The sequence below is a fragment of the Caproicibacterium lactatifermentans genome (genome assembly GCF_013315815.1).
Lineage (GTDB): Bacteria > Bacillota > Clostridia > Oscillospirales > Acutalibacteraceae > Caproicibacterium > Caproicibacterium lactatifermentans.
The window spans coordinates 1,781,103-1,799,748 of sequence record NZ_CP046051.1; the positions used below are offsets into that span (position 1 = coordinate 1,781,103).

Here is an 18,646-nt window from a genome sequence, read left to right on the forward strand (position 1 = left end):
ACGTTTTGTCTTTCCATAGTTCTGCGGAGAAATGAGGGAATGTTATGACCCGTGAACAAAAACAAACACTTGTGAGGATTCTAGTCAGTGCCGGGCTTCTGGCTGCGGCAGTCTTGCTGCCGGTGCAGGGCATTCTGCGGCCGACGCTGTTCCTGTTCCCCTATGCCGTCATCAGCTGGGATGTGTTGTGGGAAGCCGTTCAAAACATTGCACACGGCAAGGTATTTGACGAACATTTTTTAATGGGTATTGCCACCGTCGGCGCGCTGGCTGCTGGGCAGTATGCCGAAGCGGTTTCGGTTATGCTATTCTATCAGATTGGGGAACTACTGGAGGATTGCGCGGTAGACCATTCCCGCAAAAACATTCGCTCCCTGATGAATATCCGTCCGGACAGCGCCGGTCTGCTGCTGCCGGACGGCTCCGTGAAAACCGTATCGCCGGAAAAGATAGCAGTTGGCAGTACTATTGTTGTAAAACCCGGCGAACGTATTCCACTGGACGGCACGGTCCTGCGGGGAGAAAGTACGGCGGATACCTCTGCCCTAACTGGTGAAAGTATGCCGCGCCGGCTCGCCGCCGGCAGTGAGGCTTTGAGCGGCTGCATCAATCTGAGCGGCGTGCTGACCATTCAGGTAACCAGAGCATACGGCGAATCAACCGTTTCTAAAGTATTGGAATTAGTGGAACATGCCAGCAGTCAAAAAGCAAAATCCGAAAACTTCATTACGAAGTTTGCCCGCATCTACACGCCCGCCGTGGTGCTGGCGGCTGTGGTACTTGCTTGTCTGCCGCCGCTGCTATTCCAACTGCCACTGCGTGACTGGGTAATGCGTGCGCTGAACTTTTTGGTAGTATCCTGCCCCTGTGCGCTGGTCATTTCCATTCCTCTCACCTTTTTCGGCGGCATTGGCGGTGCCTCCCGCTGTGGTATTTTGATTAAAGGCGGGAACTATATGGAAACGCTGGCCAAAACGGACACTGTTGTCTGCGATAAAACCGGCACCCTGACGAAGGGCACCTTCCATGTAACGCAGGTAGTACCGGCAGGTTCCGCCGACAAAGGCCGCCTGCTGGAAATCGCAGCATTGGCCGAAAGCTGCAGCAGTCATCCCATCGCTACCTCTCTGCGGGAAGCGTGGGGAAAATCGGCCGTACCGGAACAGGTGACCGATATTCAGGAAACAGCCGGCCGCGGCGTGCAGGCCATGGTGAACGGCCAGCCGGTTTTGGTGGGCAGCAGCGCACTGCTCCAGCAGGCAGGCCTCACTCCTCTGGAGGTCACACAGCCGGGCACCGTCGTACAGGTAGCTGCCGACGGAACTTATCTTGGATATATTCTAATTAGTGACGAGGTCAAGGAACACTCCAAAGAAGCCATTTCTCAGCTGAAAGCCGAAGGAATCCGCCGTGTTGTTATGCTGACAGGTGACGATCAAAAAGCTGCGGAAACCGTAGCCAGTCAGCTCGGCATTGACGAGGTACGGGCGGAGCTGCTGCCCGGCGGCAAAGTGGATACAGTGGAAGACCTGCTGCAAAACAAAAAAGGCAGCCTTGTCTTTATGGGGGACGGTATCAATGATGCACCGGTTCTGGCCCGTGCAGATGTTGGCGTCGCCATGGGTGCTTTGGGCAGTGATGCTGCTGTGGAAGCGGCGGACGTTGTCCTGATGGACGATGACCCCTTAAAGCTGCCCGCCGCCATTCGTATTTCCCGCAAAACACTCCGCATTGTACGGGAAAACATTGTGTTTGCACTTGGAATAAAGCTATTGGTTCTGATTCTGTCTGCACTGGGGCTTGCTACCATGTGGGCCGCCGTTTTTGCCGATGTTGGCGTAACCATTTTGGCAATCCTCAACGCTGCCCGGGCACTGAATATTCGGAAAACAGATACCCGAAAATAAGCAAAATTTTGTATGCACCGTCCTGTTGTGGCCGGTGCATTTTTGTCTTCTTTCCTGTTTTTATTTCAGAACAAATGTTCAAATTGTATTGCTTTTTTCTGCGGAGTACGATATACTTATAACTACGATTGGTGTAAAGAATCTTTCTTTTTTTATCTGGAAAGTGATACAAAATCAGAGAGTTTCATGCCCGGCTGCGGCCGGAACTTCAGGAGGATGACAGCCCATGGCAACAAACAAGGATTCAAATAAAGCTGCACAGAACGCAAAGAATAAAGAAGAAGCCCTGAAAACGGCACTGGCCAAAATTGAAAAGCAGTTTGGAAAAGGCGCTATCATGCGCCTGGGACAAAACGAAGCCATGCATGTAGAAGCCATTTCCACCGGCAGCCTCGGTCTGGACCTGGCTTTGGGCATTGGCGGCTTTCCGCGCGGGCGCATCATCGAAATTTTTGGACCGGAAAGTTCCGGTAAAACGACACTGGCCCTGCACTGCGTTGCAGAAGGACAAAAGCGCGGCGGCAATGCTGCCTTTATCGATGTGGAACACGCACTGGACCCCATTTATGCGGCGGCACTGGGCGTAGATGTGGACAGCCTGCTGGTCAGCCAGCCAGACACCGGTGAACAGGCACTGGAAATTACTGAAGCATTGGTGCGCTCCGGTGCCATCGATGTCATTGTCATTGACTCGGTCGCCGCATTGGTCCCCCGCGCTGAAATCGAGGGGGAAATGGGTGACAGCCACGTGGGGCTGCAGGCCCGCCTGATGAGCCAGGCTCTGCGCAAACTGGCCGGTGCCATCAGCAAAAGCAACTGCGTCGCCATCTTTATTAACCAGCTGCGTGAAAAAGTCGGCATTGTGTACGGCAACCCGGAGGTTACGCCCGGCGGCCGCGCGCTGAAGTTCTACGCGTCTGTCCGTGTGGATATCCGTAAAGCAGAAACGCTGAAAAATGGTACCGAACAAATTGGTTCCCGCACACGGGCAAAAGTTGTAAAAAATAAGATTGCGCCGCCGTTCCGTACGGCAGAATTTGATATTATGTACGGCGAAGGTATTTCCCATGTGGGTGAAATTCTGGACCTCGGCGTAAAACTGGATATTGTTGAAAAAAGCGGTGCCTGGTTCTCCTATAACGGTCAGCGGCTGGGACAGGGCCGTGAGAATGTGAAAAAGCTGTTCCTCGAAAATCAGGAATTGGCTGATGAGATTGAGGCAAAAATTCGCGCTAATGCGGATAAACTGTACGCAAAAACCATTTCTCCTCGTGCTTCGGCGGCAAAGCCGCTGCAGGCACCTGCCGCAACAAATAAAGCGGAGGAAAAACCAGCTCCCGCTCCCCGCACCAATCCTGTTAATATTGATATTGAAGCAGATGACAAATAAGCAGAAAAAAGAATTTCCCCTGCTTCGCAGAGAAAGGAAGTTTGGCGGGTGGAACTAACCGCAATGGAACCGCGGCGGCACTGTAAAACCGCTTTATTTTTTGACGGTGAATATGCACTCAGTGTAGACACGGAAACGCTGCTGAAAGCCGGCTGGAAACTGGGGCAGGACATTTCAGATGAAGAACTGCATACTCTGCTGCAGCAGTCCGACGCACACCGTGCAAGCGAAAAAGCCCTGTACCTGCTGGAGCACCGCAGTCACTCCAAAAAAGAGCTGACCGATAAAATTGCCCACACTGTACCCCGTGCCGCGGCGGAAGCCGCCGCACAGAAGATGGAGGACCTCGGCCTTATTGATGATGCGAACTTTGCCCAGCGCTACGCACGGGAACTGTACCGAAAAGGCTTTGCCCTGCGCCGTGTGCGGTATGAGCTGGCCCGCAAGGGCATCAATCCGCAGACAGCGGAACAGGCCGCTCTGCAAAATGAGCCGGACGTAACCGCCGCCATACAGAAAGTCCTGCAAAAGAAATACCGCACATTGGCCGACGAAAAAAGCCACCGCCGTGCGGCCGCCGCTTTGCAGCGTATGGGTTATGAATACACAGATATCCGCACCGCACTGAAACAATACATGACAAATGAGGATGAAGAATAAACTATGGCAGATTCAGTTGGAATCATAAGCCTGGGCTGTGCAAAAAACCAGGTGGACGGAGAAGTTATGCTGGCGTCGCTGGAAAACGCTGGCTGGCAGATAAAAGATGACGCGGCGCTGGCCGATGTCGCCATTGTCAATACATGCGGCTTTATTCAAAGCGCGAAACAAGAAAGCATCAATGAGATACTGGAACTGGCGCGGCTGAAAAAAGAGGGACGCATCAAGGCGATTGTCGTAACCGGCTGTCTGGCGGAACGCTACCGTGAGCAGATTATGCAGCAGTTGCCGGAGTGTGACGCTGTCTGCGGCATTGGTGCAAATGCCGATATTGACGCCGTCTGCCGCGCAGCACTGGCCGGCAGCCATCCGGAGTCCTTCCCTGAAAAAGAAAAGCTGCCACTGTGCGGGGAACGCCGTCTGCTGACGCCAAGCTATTACGCGTACCTAAAAATTGCGGAGGGCTGCGACAATCGCTGCAGCTATTGTGCCATTCCGTTTATTCGCGGCCGGTACCGCAGCCGCCCCATGGAAGAAATTGTGGTGGAAGCAGAAAAACTGGTGAAAAATGGCGCCAAGGAATTGACGCTGATTGCACAGGACACCACAAAATACGGCTGGGATTTGTACGGCCATAAGCTGATGCTCCCTGCCCTGCTGACTCGTCTGTGCAAAATCGACGGTTTGCAGTGGATTCGCTTTTTGTACTGCTACCCGGACTACCTGACCGATGACCTGCTCGATGTCATGGCAAAAGAGCCAAAAGTTCTGCCGTACATTGACCTTCCGCTGCAACACTGCAGCGGGCGAATTCTAAAAGCCATGCACCGCTGGGGTGACCGGGAAAAACTGACACAGCTGATTGCACATATTCGCGAAAAGCTGCCGGACGTTACCCTGCGCACCACGCTGATTACCGGATTTCCCGGCGAAACGGAAGAGGACTTTACCCAGCTGTGTGAATTTGTAAAAGAAATTCAGTTTGATCGGCTGGGCTGTTTCCCCTATTCGCAGGAGGAGGGAACCGAAGCGGCACAGCTGCCGAATCAGATTGACAGCGACGTAAAGGGACACCGTGCCGAGCTGATTATGGAAGGCCAAATGGAGCGTATGCAGGCGGCCGGTGAAGCAATGGTCGGCAGCATCCAAACCGTTTTGTGTGAGGGCTGGGACCGTTATGTAAACTGCTGGTTTGGCCGCACCGCCGCGCAGGCACCAGACGATATTGACGGGAAAGTATTCTTTACCGTACCGCAGGGAACCCCAAAGCCGTCCTTCGGCAGTTTTGTGCCCATTCTGATAACGAACTGTATTGACGGAGACCTTGTGGGTGAACTGCGCCCGCAAAAGGAGGCTCACTTATGAACCTGCCCAATAAGCTATCACTCGCGCGCATGGTCATGGTACCGTTTATTGTCGCCTTCCTGCTGCTTCCGCAGGTATGGGGACATTACCTTTGGGCACTGCTGCTGTTCCTCGTAGCTTCCTATACGGATCATTTGGACGGAAAAATTGCCCGTTCCTGCGGCATGATTACTTCTTTCGGAAAATTTTTGGACCCACTAGCAGACAAGGTGCTGATTTTGTCCGTCTTTATCTGTTTTGTCAAGCTGGACCTATGCAACATCTGGCTGGTTCTCATCCTTTTGTTTCGGGAATTTGCCATCACTTTTCTTCGGCTGGTCGCTGTGGAATCCGGCAAAGTAATTGCCGCCAACAAATGGGGCAAATCCAAAACCGTTTCCCAGATTGTCGCCGCCATCTGTGTGCTGCTATTCCAAACCCTCGGGGAATTCGGCGTCGTTTCCGCCGCCGCAATGCCTGCCCTCAACCTCTTCGGCAACCTGCTGATTGGCATTTCCTGTGTGCTGGCTGTCATCAGCGGCATTGTCTATATTGTGCAAAACCGCCATGTAATCAACCAGATTCGATAAGGAACTGTCCGCCTTCATTGACATTTGAGCCCATGCAACATATAATAAATAGGTATGAAATGCTGAGAACGGAAAAAGTAACAGGGCACGCTGCGGCAGAGAGAAAGCGCCACTGGCTGCAAGTGCTTTTCGCGGCTGCCCTGTGAAGCATGCATCCGGGAGCAGGCAGGGGGAAATCCCTGCACGGCGGGAACCGTTATCATCCTTGAGTGAAAAACCGGAGTGGAACCGCGGAATTGACTTTTCGCCTCCGTCTGTGCAGGAAATTTTCTGCATGGACGGGGGCTTTTTTCGCGCTCTGTTTTTCATGTGTCGACACAAGGAGTGTTACTATGTTTGCAAAGCTGAAGGCAGAAATTGACTCAATTATGGACCGTGACCCGGCCGCACGCAGCCGGCTGGAGGTCTACTTCCTTTACAGCGGCTTTAAGGCCGTGCGCAGCTACCGGCGGGCCCATCGGCTGCTGGAAAACGGGCATCCGTTTCTGGCACGTTGGGTAAGCCAGCGCTCCCGCCACAAAACCGGCATTGAAATTCACCCCGGCGCAAAAATCGGCAAAGGCCTGTTCATTGACCACGGCATGGGTGTGGTCATCGGCGAAACAACCGAAATCGGCGACAACTGTACACTGTATCAGGGGGTAACTTTGGGCGGCACTGGAAAAGATAAGGGAAAACGGCACCCAACCCTTGGCAACAACGTGTTGGTCGGTACCGGCGCTAAAATCCTTGGCCCTATGAAAATCGGTGATAACGCCCGCATTGCCGCCGGCGCCGTTGTACTGGAGGAAGTACCCGCCAATGCCACCGCTGTAGGCGTACCGGCAAGAGTGGTGCGCATTAACGGTGTCCGCCCAAATAACCTGGACCAGGTCCATGTCACCGACCCTGTTTCGCAGGAACTGGGCCGCATGAACACACTGCTGGAAAATATCGAACAGAAGCTGGGTATGCAGATAGAAAACTGTTGCTGTGCAGAAGATGAAGAACCTGCACAGACACTATCCAGTACAAAAGCAAAATAACTGCAGGGAGATTTCATAAATGAAACTGTACAACACACTGACACGCAAAAAAGAAGAGTTCGTCCCCATTACGCCCAAGGAAGCGAAAATTTACGCCTGCGGTCCTACCGTATACAACTACATTCATATAGGAAATGCCCGCCCCATCTGCGTCTTTGATGTTCTGCGCCGCTACATGGAATACTGCGGCTATCAGGTCACCTTCGTGCAAAACTTTACGGATATTGACGATAAAATCATCAACAAGGCCAACGAAGAAGGCAGCGACTACCTGACCGTCAGCCGCAGATATATTAAAGAGTACAAAAAAGATGCCGCCGGCCTGAATGTGCGGCCGGCAACGGTACACCCCAAGGCAACCGAAAACATTGAGGGTATCCAAAAGCTCATTTCTACTTTAATAGACAAAGGGTACGCTTATCCCACCGACAATGGCGACGTTTATTTCCGCACCCTGAAAAATAAAAATTACGGAAAACTCAGCCATCAGCCGCTGGAAGACCTGCAGGCCGGCGCGCGCATTGCCACCGGTGAAATCAAAGAGGACGCCATGGATTTTGCCCTGTGGAAAGGCGCTAAGCCGGGCGAGCCCTACTGGGAATCCCCATGGGGGCACGGCCGTCCCGGCTGGCACATTGAGTGCTCGGCTATGGCACTGCGCTACCTCGGCAAGACGATTGACATTCACTGCGGCGGGCAGGACCTAATTTTCCCACATCACGAAAATGAAATTGCCCAAAGTGAATGCGCCAATGGCGTTCCATTTGCACATTACTGGCTGCACAACGGCTATATCAATATCAATAACCAAAAGATGAGCAAAAGCCTGCACAATTTCTTTACTGTGCGTGATGTAGCAGAAAAATTTGGCTATGAACCGATTCGTTACCTAATGGTATCCGCACACTACCGTATGCCCATCAACTACAGCGTGGCAATGATTGGACAGTGCAAGGCTTCTTTGGACCGCCTGTATAACTGCCGTGATAACCTTGCTTTTGTTTTGCAGCACGCACCGGACGGCGAAAAAACCGGTGATGCCGCTGTACGGGAAAAGCTGAACGCCTGCCGCACCGCGTTTGAAAGCGCCATGGATGACGACCTGAACACAGCCAACGCCATTGCTGCACTGTTTGACATGGTAAAAGAAATCAACACTGACCTTTCCACCGAAAAGGCGCCGGGCAAAGCAATCTGTCAGTATGCTTATGACCTGTTTACTAAGCTGGCAGATGTACTAGGTCTGCTGTACAGCCGCCCGGTACCGGGCACCGAAAGCTCAGAAGACAGTGAAAGCGCCGAAATTGAAGCGCTCATTGTACAGCGCACACAGGCCCGCGCAGAGAAGAACTGGGCGAAAGCGGACTGTATCCGTGACGAACTGAAAGCACGCGGTGTGGTGCTGGAGGATACACCGCAGGGTGTAAAATGGCATAAAGAATAAATGCAAAAGCAAAAAGCAGGTCCCCGATGTAAATCGAGGGCCTGCTTTTTATATCTATTTTTTTGTGGGCTTCCAGCCCAGAACAACACGGTCAAACTGGTTAAAGTCTTTGATAACCGAAATTTTCTCCAGCCCCACCGATGTGAACAGGGCGGAAACCGCCGCTGCCTGACTTTCGCCAATTTCCACCGCACACAGGCCACCGGGCTGCAGCTGCGGTATCCACAGCTTGGAAATCGCCCGATAAAACTGAAGACCGTCCGTGCCACCATCAATAGCGGTTTCCGGTTCATAATGCAGTTCCGTCTGCAGGCCCGGAATCTCCCCGGCACGTACATACGGCGGGTTACACAAAAAGCCGCCTAACAGCCCGCAGGAAGCCGCATCCGCCTTGGAAAAGGCGTCCAATGAAAGCGGCGTTACGGCAAGGTCCAGATAGGCGCGGCAGTTCTTCTGCAGGTAGGCAAACGCCTGCGGATATTTTTCACCGCAGGCCACTGTCAAATCCGGCCGCAGGCTCTTGAGCCCCAGCCCCACGGCACCGCTGCCGGCACACAGGTCCAGCACTCGTACGCCCTGCGGCAGCAGACGGGAAGCGCTGTGGACCAGCAATTCGGTTTCTTCCCGCGGGCACAGCACACCTTCCCCCACTGCCAGCTCCAAATTCAAAAACGGCCATTTTTCCAAAAGATACTGCAGCGGCTCACCGGCCGCCCGTTTTTCCGCAAGCCGCAGAAGCTGTTCCGCCTTTCGTTCGTCCGCCGGTTCGTGTCCATGCACTGCAAGACCCGGACGGTCCAGATGCAGTACCTTTTGACAGAGGCACACCGCATCAAATGCCGGACTTTCGTTTCCGGCCTGCTGCAAAATCTTTTTTGCCTTTAAATATGCCTGTTCATTTGTCATGCGGCAATCCGGTCCTCTCCATTCGCGGGAATCACTTTCTTCATGGCCGCGATTGCTACTTCCATCATGCCGTCGTCCGGCTCTTTCACGGTCAGGCGCTGCATCCACAACCCCGGCGCGGCAATGATGCGTGTTAAGCGGTTCTCGTGACGGCCGCAGTAGCGAATCAGTTCATACCCCAGCCCCACAACAATGGGAATACACAGCAGTTTAACAAAAGTGCGCAGGAATGGATTGGAAAACGGAATAAACAGTCCAACCAAAATGCCAATCAAAATCATCAGCACCATAAAGCTGGTGCCACAGCGCGGATGGAAACGGCCCTGCCGGCGCACATTATCCACCGTGAGGGGCAGGCCAGCTTCATAGCAAAAAATTGTTTTATGCTCCGCTCCATGGTAACGAAACATTCGCTTTACATCCGGCTGAAAACCGAGCAGCCCAATATAGGCGACAAAAATAATCAAACGCAGCACCCCTTCAAATGGGCTGCGCCAGCCCGCCAGCCCTGAGCCGGTTACATGCAGCAGCAAATTGAATAGTGCCGTCGGCACCAAAAAGAACAATGCAATCGCAAGCGCTACTCCCAGCACAGAACCAATCACCATAAAAACTTTGGCTGCCTTATCCCCCAGATGTTTGTCAATCCACTGATCCAGTTTGCTCTCGTTTTCTTCCTCCTCGCCCTCTATATCCGTCATGCCGGATTTTTCACTGGACATATCCAGTGCCCGGCTGCTCATACAAAGGCTGTCCGCAAAAGAAGCCACCCCACGCAAAAGGGGCAATCGGAACACCGGCCAGCGGTCCCAAATAGGGACATACTGCAGCTCTTCGGAGTCAATTTTCCCCTCTGGTGTACGCACAGCAACTTCAATGCGGTGTGGACCGCGCATCAGAATTCCCTCAATCAGTGCCTGACCCCCAATAGAAGTAATGCACTTTTCAGGATTGTTTGCTGTCATCGTCTGCCTCCTCCTCGGTCTGCTGTTTTTCTTTCTCCTTCTGCAGGTGGTCCCGCAGCATTTGAATGGTAGGTACAGTGATGGTAACGGCCGTCCCCACGTCCTCTTGGCTTTCTATATCCAGGCTGCCGGAATGCAGGCGCATAATTTCATCCGCCAGCGCCAGCCCAATTCCGGAGCCACGCACGGTTTGGTTTGCCTTATAAAATTTCTTTTTCACATTCGGCAGATGTTTTTCCGGAATGCCGCAGCCGTTGTCACTGATGATAACCTGAATGAAACCTTCCGCTTCGCTGGCGGTAACGTTAATCGTCCCACCGCGGTTTGTATATTTTAGGGCGTTGTCCAAAATGTTGACAAATACCTGACGCAGACGGTTTACATCACCCAACACAGGTGAAAGCATAGCCGGCTCCTCATACAGCAGGAATTTCCCCTCATTCTTTGCACGCTCGCTGAACATATACACTGCTTCACCCAGCTCCGCCAAGATGTCAATGCGGTCCATGGTCAGTGTCATGCGCCCGGACTGCATCCGTGAAAAGTCCAGCAGCTCCTCTACCATTCGGGAAAGCCGCTCCGTTTCCCGAATAATCACATCCATGCCTTTGTTAAAGCTTTTCTGGTCCAGCCCGCCGGCCTGCAGTGTTTCACCCCAACCCTTAATGGCAGTCAAGGGTGTACGCAGCTCATGAGAAACGGAGGAGATAAAGTCATTCTTCATGCGCTCCGTTGTGCCCAGCTCTTTGGCCATGTCGTTGATGGTGCGACACAAATCGCCTACTTCATCATTTTGGTAGTGCTCAATGCGAGCATTAAAGTCCCCCTGTGCGATTCGTTTGGCTGTGCTGCCAATCTGCCGAATCGGCACCAGAATGCTGCGGATAAAGTATCTGCCGGAAAGCAGCACCAGCGCAATCACGACCAGACCGGCCAGTGCAAGCAGCAGGACAATAAACAAAATCTGACGGTCTGCCGCGGAAAGCGAAACGACATAGCGGATAGCACCGACAAATTTTCCGGAACTGCCGCGCAGCACACGTGTAACTGCCATGACCCGTTCTCCGCTGGACAAAGGTCCGGTCCATGTGCCGTAACCGTTTTTGTTCTGCTGGGCCGCGGTATAATCCGGCATCTTCTCACTGCTGTCCGGCGCAAATCCCAGACTGGTATTGATAATTTTTCCCCTGTTGTTAAATACCATCAGTTCCATGCTTTCTTTATTGGGGAAATTCTCCACATACTGGCGAGCTACCGTACTAAAGTTGCTGGCCGTGCGCAGGCCGTTGTTTGCGAAGACATTGGTCAGTTCCTCGCTTCTGGAATCGATTGTCGTTTGAATGCCGTTGTAAATATAGCTGCGGGCCGCCAGTGACAGCGCAACAATGAGCACAATCAGTACCAGCACCGTAATGCCCAGGGAATTCAGCAGCCAGCGCTGTGAAATCTTTTTGGTATTTTTCTGCTGTTCTTCTTTGTTTTCTGTATTTCCTACCTGTTCCGGCACTTTCGTCTTCAGGCCTCCCATTTATATCCCAAACCCCAAACCGTAACAATATGTTTCGGGTTGCTGGGTTCGTCCTCCACCTTCATGCGCAGCCGACGAATATTGACATCTACAATTTTTTCTTCTCCAACATAGGATTCACCCCACACATGCCGCAGAATGGCGTTGCGCTCCAGCGCGGCACCGGGATTACTGAAAAAGTATTCCATAACCTGGAACTCCACCTGTGTCAGGTCAATATGTTTGGAACCTTTCATCAGGGTTCGGCTGCGCAGGTTCAGCGAAAACTCACCAGAACGAATTTCCTCGGTAAAATGATTTTCCACCCGCATTTGCTCCAGTGCCACACGCCGGTATACGGCATCTACGCGTGCGACCAGCTCACTTGGAGAAAACGGCTTGGTCACATAGTCATCGGCACCCATCATCAAACCGCTCACCTTATCCATTTCCTGTGTACGCGCTGTCAGCAGGATAATTCCGATAGAACCGCTTTGGTGACGCAGTTCCTTGCAGACCGAAAGGCCGTCATGCTGGCCGGGCATCATAATGTCCAGGATAGCTACATCAAAGTCACCGTTCTCCCTTGCGTATATCTCCAGTGCCTGGTCACCGTTTTCAGCCTCAGTCACATCATATCCGGCCCGTTCCAGATTGATAACAATGAATTCACGGATGGCCTGTTCATCCTCCGCAATCAATATTTTCTTCATAGCTGCCTCCTTCTGTACACAAAAGGCACCACCTTTGCGGGCGGTCCCTGAAATCTTTTCATACACATCCTGCCAAAACTGCAGGGAATTTTCTTCTCAAGTTGAACTGTCTGTCGTGATAAACTGAAAACATTTTTTCAGCTGTGCCGCCGGAACCGCCAGCGGGTCACTCGGTGTCGGGCAGGAAATCGCTACGACCAGGCTGCCATCCGACAGCACCTGCTCAAACCCTTTTGTCTTCTCTTTAGCATTCCACTCACTTTGGGTAAACACCTGTGCCACCAGCAGCGCTTTTCCCACTGTGCCGCCGGAAACGTTGAATGAAGAAACCGTCAGGGTACGGGCACCTACGTCCTGCCGTGTGGTGATGGCATTTTTCCATTTGTCCGGCAGGGTAATGCTGTAGCCGTCCCGCGAATTGAAAATCATGGAGGCAGCCGTGCTGTAGTTCCCGCTGGCAGAATTAAACTGTATCCACTGTGTTTCGCTGCCCACGTCATCGGAAGAAACCCCCACATAACCCGGCAGCCGCGTGACAATGGGGAATTCGATAATTCTATCGTTATTAATATCGCAGGAAGAAATAGCAACATCCCGCATGGTTACATTCTGCTGCGGTGACTGTGCACTGTAAAGCGGCGCGGTCAGTGTTTTCTTTGCCTTATTCCAGTACAGAAGTTCACTGAGCGTTTTGCCGCTGGTCTGCACACAGTCCAGCAGAACGCCCGGCTGTTTGGCGCTGACATTGCCCTCCTTCAGATTGGAAAGCTTTACAATGCCCGCTTCCATGCGGGTGCTGCCCATCAGCTGCAGCGCGCTGCCCTGCATACGAAACAGCTGTGCGGTCAGTGGCTGCTGTATATCGGTAGGAATGTCAACCGTAAGCAGCTCTTTTTTACCGTCCCCGTCAAAGTCCATAACGGACATTCCGCTGTAGCTCTGGTCTACTTTCAGCTCATTCATTTTTTGATTTTGATAATAATAAATAGAAACCGTGTTAGCCGAACTGGCACTGCTGCCCCAGCCAACAATCACTTCATCTACGCCGTCACCGTTCATATCACCAAAGCACACATGGTCCACTTGTGCGCCGGGGGTGGAAAACGTGCCGATGTCTTTCCACTTCCCATTCACCTTCTGCGTAAAGAGCAGGTTTACCGTTGTGTCATTATCTCCCCGCTGATAAAATGCCAGCGCCTCCTGAGTGAAATCTCCGCACAAATTGTACTGAATAATGGCAGAACGGTAGTCACCGGAAGCCGGATATTTCAGGGTGAAATTACGTCCGGCCTTTTCTTCCAGTAAATTATAGATATTCGCTTTCTCGCCGGTTGGTTTCGGTGGGCGCATCAGAGAGCGCGCGTCCAGTCCGGTAAAAGAACACCCGGAAAGCAGCAGGCTGAGTGTCAGCCCAAGGGCTACCGCTTTCCAGCCGGTGTGCCTTTTTCGCTGTGCCACACGCTCACCTCCTTTTCCTTCACATTTTTATTAACAGTATAGCATTTTTCGGCTGGAATGAACAGTATTAAAATATTTACAGCCGCTGTACAGAGCTGCCTCCTGCCCCGCGGACAGCGTTCCTGTTTGACAAAAGAAAATCAAAAAAATCCGCCCCACAGGTTTGAAATCTGCAGAGCGGACCTTTCTTATTTTATCTAAACTTTATTCAACTGTGACAGATTTTGCAAGGTTACGCGGTTTATCCACATCGCACCCGCGCAACACAGCAATATGATAAGCCAAAAGCTGCAACGGTACAATGGCAACCAACGGTGACAGAATATCGCGTACTTTCGGCACCCGCAGCAGGTTAGTCGTCAGTTCCGAATCCACCTTATCCCCTTCACGGCAGACTAAAATCACTTTGGCACCGCGGGACTTTACTTCCTCCAGATTGCTGACGGTTTTGGGGTACAGGCTCGGCTGTGTTGCCACACCAATGACCGGTGTGCCTTCTTCAATCAAAGAAATCGTTCCGTGCTTTAATTCTCCGGCAGCGTATGCCTCACAGTGCACATACGATACTTCTTTAAGCTTCAGGGAACTTTCCTGGCACAGGGTATAGTCGACACCGCGGCCAATGAAGAACACATGCTCATCGTCTTTCAGCTGCTTAGCACAGCTGATGATCTCCGGTTCATGGTCAATGGCTTCCTGGATATGCGCGGGCATTTCCAAAAGTTCTCGGCAGTAATCCGCTTCCTGCTGTTCTGTCAGCTGACCATGCAGACAGCCCAGTTTGACCGCCAGCAGGTACAGTACGGACAGCTGCACCAAGTACGCCTTGGTGCTGGCAACCGCAATCTCCGGACCAGCCCATGTATACAGCACATCGTTCGCTTCCCGCGCAATGGAAGAACCCGGCACATTGACAATCGCCAGTGTGCGCACACCCTTTTCTTTTGCCAGACGCAGTGCCGCCAGTGTGTCGGCGGTTTCGCCGGACTGTGAAATCAGAATGACCAGGTCATGCTTGCTGAAAATCGGGTCCCGATAGCGAAACTCGGAAGCAATGGAAACTTCCACCGGAATACGGGCAAGTGCTTCAATGGCATAGCGTCCCACCAAACCAGCGTGCATTGCCGTACCGCAGGCCACAATATGAATATGATCAACGGCCGCCAGTGTATCATCCGGCAAACCAGAAATACCCAGTTCCACTTTTCCGCCGCGAATGCGCGGGGAAAGGCAGCGTTTCACTGCTTCCGGCTCCTCATGAATCTCCTTCAGCATAAAGTGCGGATAGCCACCCTTTTCGGCCGTGCCCACGTCCCAAGTAGCTGTCAAAACATCTTTATGGACCGGTTTGCCCGCAAGGTCAACGACTTCTACGCCATCTTTGCGCAGAATGGCAATTTCACCCGGCTCCGGCAGGAAATACTGCTTGGTATGCTGCAGCAGAACCGTCATATCGGAAGCAATGAAGTTCTCCCCACTGCCCAAGCCAACCACCAGCGGGCTGTCTTTGCGCACCGCATAAATGGTGTCCGGCTGGTCATCAAACAGAATGCCCAGTGCGTAGGAACCCTCTGCATCATGGATCGTCTGTGCGATGGCCTGAATGGGGTCATTGCTCTGCTCATAATAGTGGTCCAGCGTCGCGGCAACCGTTTCCGTATCCGTTTCGCTCTGGAAAGTAAACCCTTCGGCCAGGCGGGCATCTTTCAGCTGCATATAATTCTCGATAATGCCGTTGTGCACCAGTGTGACACGGCCGCTGCGGTGCGGATGTGCATTAACGTCACTCGGCTCGCCATGGGTGGCCCAGCGGGTATGCCCAATGCCACAGCAGCCAAATGGACGCTCGCCGGCATCAATCTTATCCTGAAGCCGCTGCAGACGTCCCTGTGTCTTTACGACCGAAACACCGCTTTTGCCATACACTGCAATGCCGGCGGAGTCATAGCCGCGGTACTCCAGCTGACGCAGTCCGTCCAGCAGGATATCAACAGAATCATGCTTGCCTACATAGCCTATAATTCCACACATATATTCAATTTTCCTTTCTGTACATACAAATGCTAAAAATAAAAATGGATAGAACATTTCTTCACGGAAATAACGATGCTTTTCTGAGTGATTCTCCACGGGGTGCCGACACCGCATCACACTTTGTACATCGTCTGACGACTGCCCGCTTCATGCAGCCGGAAGTGCATCCGCCGAAACCTTCGATCACACTTCTCCTCGTCACGCTTGGGGTGCTGTCACCGGGCAAAGCCTCCGCGGCCTGCCCACACCTGTGCGTCTGGCGCTTTTTTTAAGCTATCAAATAAGGACCGCATTCCCCCTTTTTAATTCTATTTATTATATGCATCGACACCTGCTTTGTCAACTGTTCCCTTTCCTTCTGAGAAATAGTATAAAATACTTGCGCCATGTTTCCATGCATGTTATAATATTTGTGCAATAAAACAGAAATAATAATTATTATTATTGGAGGCCTTCATAATGATACCCTGCACACAAAAAGTAACTGATGATATTGTCTGGGTTGGCGGCAGTGACCGGCGGCTTGCCCTGTTTGAAAATGTATTTCCTCTGCCGGATGGTATCAGCTATAATGCCTATGTTATTTTGGACGAAAAAACAGCCCTGATGGACACGGCAGACGCGGCGATTGCCGAGCGCTTCCTAACCAACGTGGAGGGTGCACTTGCCGGACGGAAGCTCGACTATCTGGTTGTGAACCACATGGAACCCGACCACTGCGCCATGATTGGCGAAATTGTGCGCCGTTACCCGGAAATTAAACTGGTGGGCAATACCAAAACATTCCGTTTTATGGAGCAGTTCTTTGACTTCCCACTGCAGGACCGCTGCATAACCGTCAAAGAAGGCGATACCCTGACACTGGGCCGTCACCTGCTGCACTTCGTCATGGCGCCCATGGTGCACTGGCCGGAAGTCATGATGTCCTATGACAGCACAGATAAAATTCTGTTCTCTGCGGACGCTTTCGGTACATTCGGCGCTTTCCACGGTCCAATTTTCGCCGACCAGATCAACTTCCAGGTACGCTACGTTGATGAAGCCCGCCGCTATTACACCAACATTGTCGGCAAATACGGCCCGCAGGTGCAGGCTGTGCTGAAAAAAGCGACTGGTTTGGACATTGCCATACTCTGCCCGCTGCACGGTCCCATTTGGCGCAAGGACCTCGGCTGGATTTTGGACAAGTACGACAAATGGAGCCGGTATGAGCCAGAAGAAAAGGGCGTAGTGATTGCCTACGGTTCTATGTACGGCAACACGGAAGCGGCAGCTGAAGAATTGGCCAATCTGCTGGCACAGAAGGGTGTAACCGCCCTGCGGCTGTATGATGTTTCCAAGACAGATTCCTCCTATCTCATCTCTGATCTGTTCCGTTTCAGCAACTTTGTGCTTGCTGCTCCGACCTACAACAACGGCGTTTACCTGCCCATGAATGCCCTGCTGCATGACATTGCGGCGCTCAACCTGCAAAACCGGCAGTATTCCCTTATCAGCAACGGCAGCTGGGCACCTATCAGCGGCAAAAAGATGGACGAAGCCCTGAACAAACTGAAAGGAATGCAGCAGGTCGGCGAAACTGTGCAGTTCCGTTCCAGCCTGAAGGCAGAGCAGCTTCCGCAGCTGAAAGCACTAGCACAGGCAATCTGTGATTCTTTAAAATAAATCATAAATCGTTTTTCAGCATAAAAAATGCGCTTCCAAAGGTGTAAAACCTTTTGGAGCGCATTTTTATATGCCGTTTACCGGCATGGGAGGAACTTTCTAAGAGGCATCATAAGCCATTCCTCCAACCCTTTGGCGGCGTACTGTTAAGGCCCGTCTATGGGTTCCTGCAGGTTCGCCGCAATGACCTTAATCTGCCTTTACTGGGAAGGTGAACGGTCCGCTGTCCCGTCCTGCCCGATTCCCTCTCTTCCCTGATACACTTCTTATCATATGCGTGTTTTTAGCACTGTTGATATTATCGCTGATGATTAGAGAATCCGCTAATGGAAACACCGTATCAAAACGGACCGTTCTGAACGCACTGGAATACGGCATTCACGTGCTGCAGGCTATCAAGGACGGTCAAACTGTTTTTGTGTGAAAAGGCAGAATATGATATGATAGCAGAAAGGAGGATGCTTTATGAATTTTCAGAGTACTTTAATTGTTGTACACGACATGGAACGTTCCAAGGCCTTTTACTGCCGCCTGTTTAACATGACTGTTACTGCCGATTTTGGCGAAAACGTCACTCTTTCTGACCATCTCTCCCTGCAAACACTGAACAGCTGGAGGAAATTCGTAAATAGATCCGACAATGAAATCCAGTTTGGCGGCTGTTCCGGGGAACTTTATTTTGAAACAGATGATATGACCGTATTTCAGGTCCGTCTGGAAAGCCTTTATCCGGATATTGAGTATATCACCCCGCCGGAAGAACAGCCGTGGGGGCAGCAGGTCACGCGTTTCTATGACCCCGACCACCATATCATCGAAGTTGGCGAAAAACTGGAAACTGTTGCACGGCGTTTCCTTGCGGTTGGCTTTTCCTCCGCTGACACCGCAAAGCGAATGCAGGTCCCCGAAGAAATGGTTCAGCACATCGCAGAGGAGGACGATGCGGAACTGCTATTTTCCCTGATGGTTTAAAAAATAAAATTTTTTATACTTTTCTCTTGTGAATTGTTAAATCAAATGCTAATATAGGTTTAAAAT

The 18,646-nt window shown here is 51.9% G+C and carries 15 protein-coding genes and 1 other annotated feature; of the genes, 9 read left to right on the plus strand and 6 right to left on the minus strand.

Annotated elements, in window-relative coordinates; translation table 11 throughout:
- Window positions 1–44 precede the first annotated feature (44 nt).
- The 7 genes from GJQ69_RS08720 to cysS all read left to right on the plus strand — a co-directional run bounded on the left by GJQ69_RS08720 (window position 45) and on the right by cysS (window position 8,360).
- The gene (locus tag GJQ69_RS08720) at window positions 45–1,907 is read left to right on the plus strand and encodes a heavy metal translocating P-type ATPase (RefSeq protein ID WP_086035120.1); all 1,863 of its coding nucleotides are present in this window, start codon (window positions 45–47) and stop codon (window positions 1,905–1,907) included.
- Window positions 1,908–2,133: 226 nt separating this feature from the next.
- Window positions 2,134–3,297 carry a recombinase RecA gene (gene recA, locus GJQ69_RS08725; protein ID WP_086035119.1) on the plus strand — a complete coding sequence of 388 codons (1,164 nt, stop codon included), beginning with the start codon at window positions 2,134–2,136 and terminating at the stop codon, window positions 3,295–3,297.
- A 48-nt stretch (window positions 3,298–3,345) separates the two neighbouring features.
- Window positions 3,346–3,957, plus strand: a complete 612-nt coding sequence (locus GJQ69_RS08730) for a regulatory protein RecX (protein ID WP_174193520.1) — start codon at window positions 3,346–3,348, stop codon at window positions 3,955–3,957.
- 3 nt (window positions 3,958–3,960) lie between these two features.
- The gene (gene rimO, locus GJQ69_RS08735) at window positions 3,961–5,322 is read left to right on the plus strand and encodes a 30S ribosomal protein S12 methylthiotransferase RimO (protein ID WP_174193522.1); all 1,362 of its coding nucleotides are present in this window, start codon (window positions 3,961–3,963) and stop codon (window positions 5,320–5,322) included.
- Window positions 5,319–5,891, plus strand: a complete 573-nt coding sequence (pgsA, locus tag GJQ69_RS08740) for a CDP-diacylglycerol--glycerol-3-phosphate 3-phosphatidyltransferase (RefSeq protein ID WP_086035116.1) — start codon at window positions 5,319–5,321, stop codon at window positions 5,889–5,891. Before rimO ends, pgsA begins: the two co-directional genes overlap by 4 nt.
- Window positions 5,892–5,946: 55 nt before the next feature.
- Window positions 5,947–6,146, plus strand: a binding site (T-box leader).
- Between the two features lie 77 nt (window positions 6,147–6,223).
- Window positions 6,224–6,916, plus strand: a complete 693-nt coding sequence (gene epsC / locus GJQ69_RS08745) for a serine O-acetyltransferase EpsC (protein ID WP_086035115.1) — start codon at window positions 6,224–6,226, stop codon at window positions 6,914–6,916.
- A 19-nt stretch (window positions 6,917–6,935) separates the two neighbouring features.
- The gene (gene cysS, locus GJQ69_RS08750) at window positions 6,936–8,360 is read left to right on the plus strand and encodes a cysteine--tRNA ligase (RefSeq protein WP_086035114.1); all 1,425 of its coding nucleotides are present in this window, start codon (window positions 6,936–6,938) and stop codon (window positions 8,358–8,360) included.
- A gap of 54 nt (window positions 8,361–8,414) precedes the next feature.
- Here the strand turns inward: cysS and prmC are convergent, their stop codons facing one another.
- The 6 genes from prmC to glmS form a co-directional block, all read right to left on the minus strand.
- Window positions 8,415–9,266 (minus strand): peptide chain release factor N(5)-glutamine methyltransferase, encoded by an 852-nt coding sequence (gene prmC / locus GJQ69_RS08755; protein ID WP_174193524.1) that lies wholly within the window; start codon window positions 9,264–9,266, stop codon window positions 8,415–8,417.
- Complete coding sequence (locus tag GJQ69_RS08760) at window positions 9,263–10,231, minus strand: DUF1385 domain-containing protein (RefSeq protein WP_086035112.1); 969 nt, start codon at window positions 10,229–10,231, stop codon at window positions 9,263–9,265. Before GJQ69_RS08760 ends, prmC begins: the two co-directional genes overlap by 4 nt.
- Window positions 10,212–11,738 carry a sensor histidine kinase gene (locus tag GJQ69_RS08765; protein WP_236849685.1) on the minus strand — a complete coding sequence of 509 codons (1,527 nt, stop codon included), beginning with the start codon at window positions 11,736–11,738 and terminating at the stop codon, window positions 10,212–10,214. The genes GJQ69_RS08760 and GJQ69_RS08765 overlap by 20 nt, the downstream gene beginning before the upstream one ends.
- A gap of 8 nt (window positions 11,739–11,746) precedes the next feature.
- Window positions 11,747–12,451: a response regulator transcription factor gene (locus GJQ69_RS08770; RefSeq protein WP_086035110.1), complete on the minus strand. Its 705-nt coding sequence runs from the start codon at window positions 12,449–12,451 to the stop codon at window positions 11,747–11,749.
- Between the two features lie 96 nt (window positions 12,452–12,547).
- Window positions 12,548–13,909, minus strand: a complete 1,362-nt coding sequence (locus GJQ69_RS08775; RefSeq protein ID WP_174193526.1) for an FG-GAP repeat domain-containing protein — start codon at window positions 13,907–13,909, stop codon at window positions 12,548–12,550.
- Window positions 13,910–14,113: 204 nt separating this feature from the next.
- A complete protein-coding gene (glmS, locus tag GJQ69_RS08780) occupies window positions 14,114–15,940 on the minus strand; it encodes a glutamine--fructose-6-phosphate transaminase (isomerizing) (protein WP_086035108.1) in 1,827 nt (608 codons plus the stop codon).
- Between the two features lie 465 nt (window positions 15,941–16,405).
- Between glmS and GJQ69_RS08785 the strand changes: the two genes are divergently transcribed.
- Window positions 16,406–17,608 carry an FprA family A-type flavoprotein gene (locus GJQ69_RS08785; protein WP_086036794.1) on the plus strand — a complete coding sequence of 401 codons (1,203 nt, stop codon included), beginning with the start codon at window positions 16,406–16,408 and terminating at the stop codon, window positions 17,606–17,608.
- A gap of 465 nt (window positions 17,609–18,073) precedes the next feature.
- The gene (locus GJQ69_RS08790) at window positions 18,074–18,580 is read left to right on the plus strand and encodes a VOC family protein (RefSeq protein ID WP_086035107.1); all 507 of its coding nucleotides are present in this window, start codon (window positions 18,074–18,076) and stop codon (window positions 18,578–18,580) included.
- The last annotated feature ends 66 nt before the right edge of the window (window positions 18,581–18,646 follow it).

What these genes read in the sequence shown, in the direction of transcription:
- GJQ69_RS08760 (WP_086035112.1), bottom strand. Translation starts at nt 10,231, where the DNA reads ATGACAGCAAACAATCCTGAAAAGTGCATTACTTCTATTGGGGGTCAG.
- GJQ69_RS08790 (WP_086035107.1), top strand. Translation starts at nt 18,074, where the DNA reads ATGAATTTTCAGAGTACTTTAATTGTTGTACACGACATGGAACGTTCC.
- rimO (WP_174193522.1), top strand. Translation starts at nt 3,961, where the DNA reads ATGGCAGATTCAGTTGGAATCATAAGCCTGGGCTGTGCAAAAAACCAG.
- GJQ69_RS08720 (WP_086035120.1), top strand. Translation starts at nt 45, where the DNA reads ATGACCCGTGAACAAAAACAAACACTTGTGAGGATTCTAGTCAGTGCC.
- recA (WP_086035119.1), top strand. Translation starts at nt 2,134, where the DNA reads ATGGCAACAAACAAGGATTCAAATAAAGCTGCACAGAACGCAAAGAAT.
- epsC (WP_086035115.1), top strand. Translation starts at nt 6,224, where the DNA reads ATGTTTGCAAAGCTGAAGGCAGAAATTGACTCAATTATGGACCGTGAC.
- prmC (WP_174193524.1), bottom strand. Translation starts at nt 9,266, where the DNA reads ATGACAAATGAACAGGCATATTTAAAGGCAAAAAAGATTTTGCAGCAG.
- glmS (WP_086035108.1), bottom strand. Translation starts at nt 15,940, where the DNA reads ATGTGTGGAATTATAGGCTATGTAGGCAAGCATGATTCTGTTGATATC.
- cysS (WP_086035114.1), top strand. Translation starts at nt 6,936, where the DNA reads ATGAAACTGTACAACACACTGACACGCAAAAAAGAAGAGTTCGTCCCC.
- GJQ69_RS08770 (WP_086035110.1), bottom strand. Translation starts at nt 12,451, where the DNA reads ATGAAGAAAATATTGATTGCGGAGGATGAACAGGCCATCCGTGAATTC.
- pgsA (WP_086035116.1), top strand. Translation starts at nt 5,319, where the DNA reads ATGAACCTGCCCAATAAGCTATCACTCGCGCGCATGGTCATGGTACCG.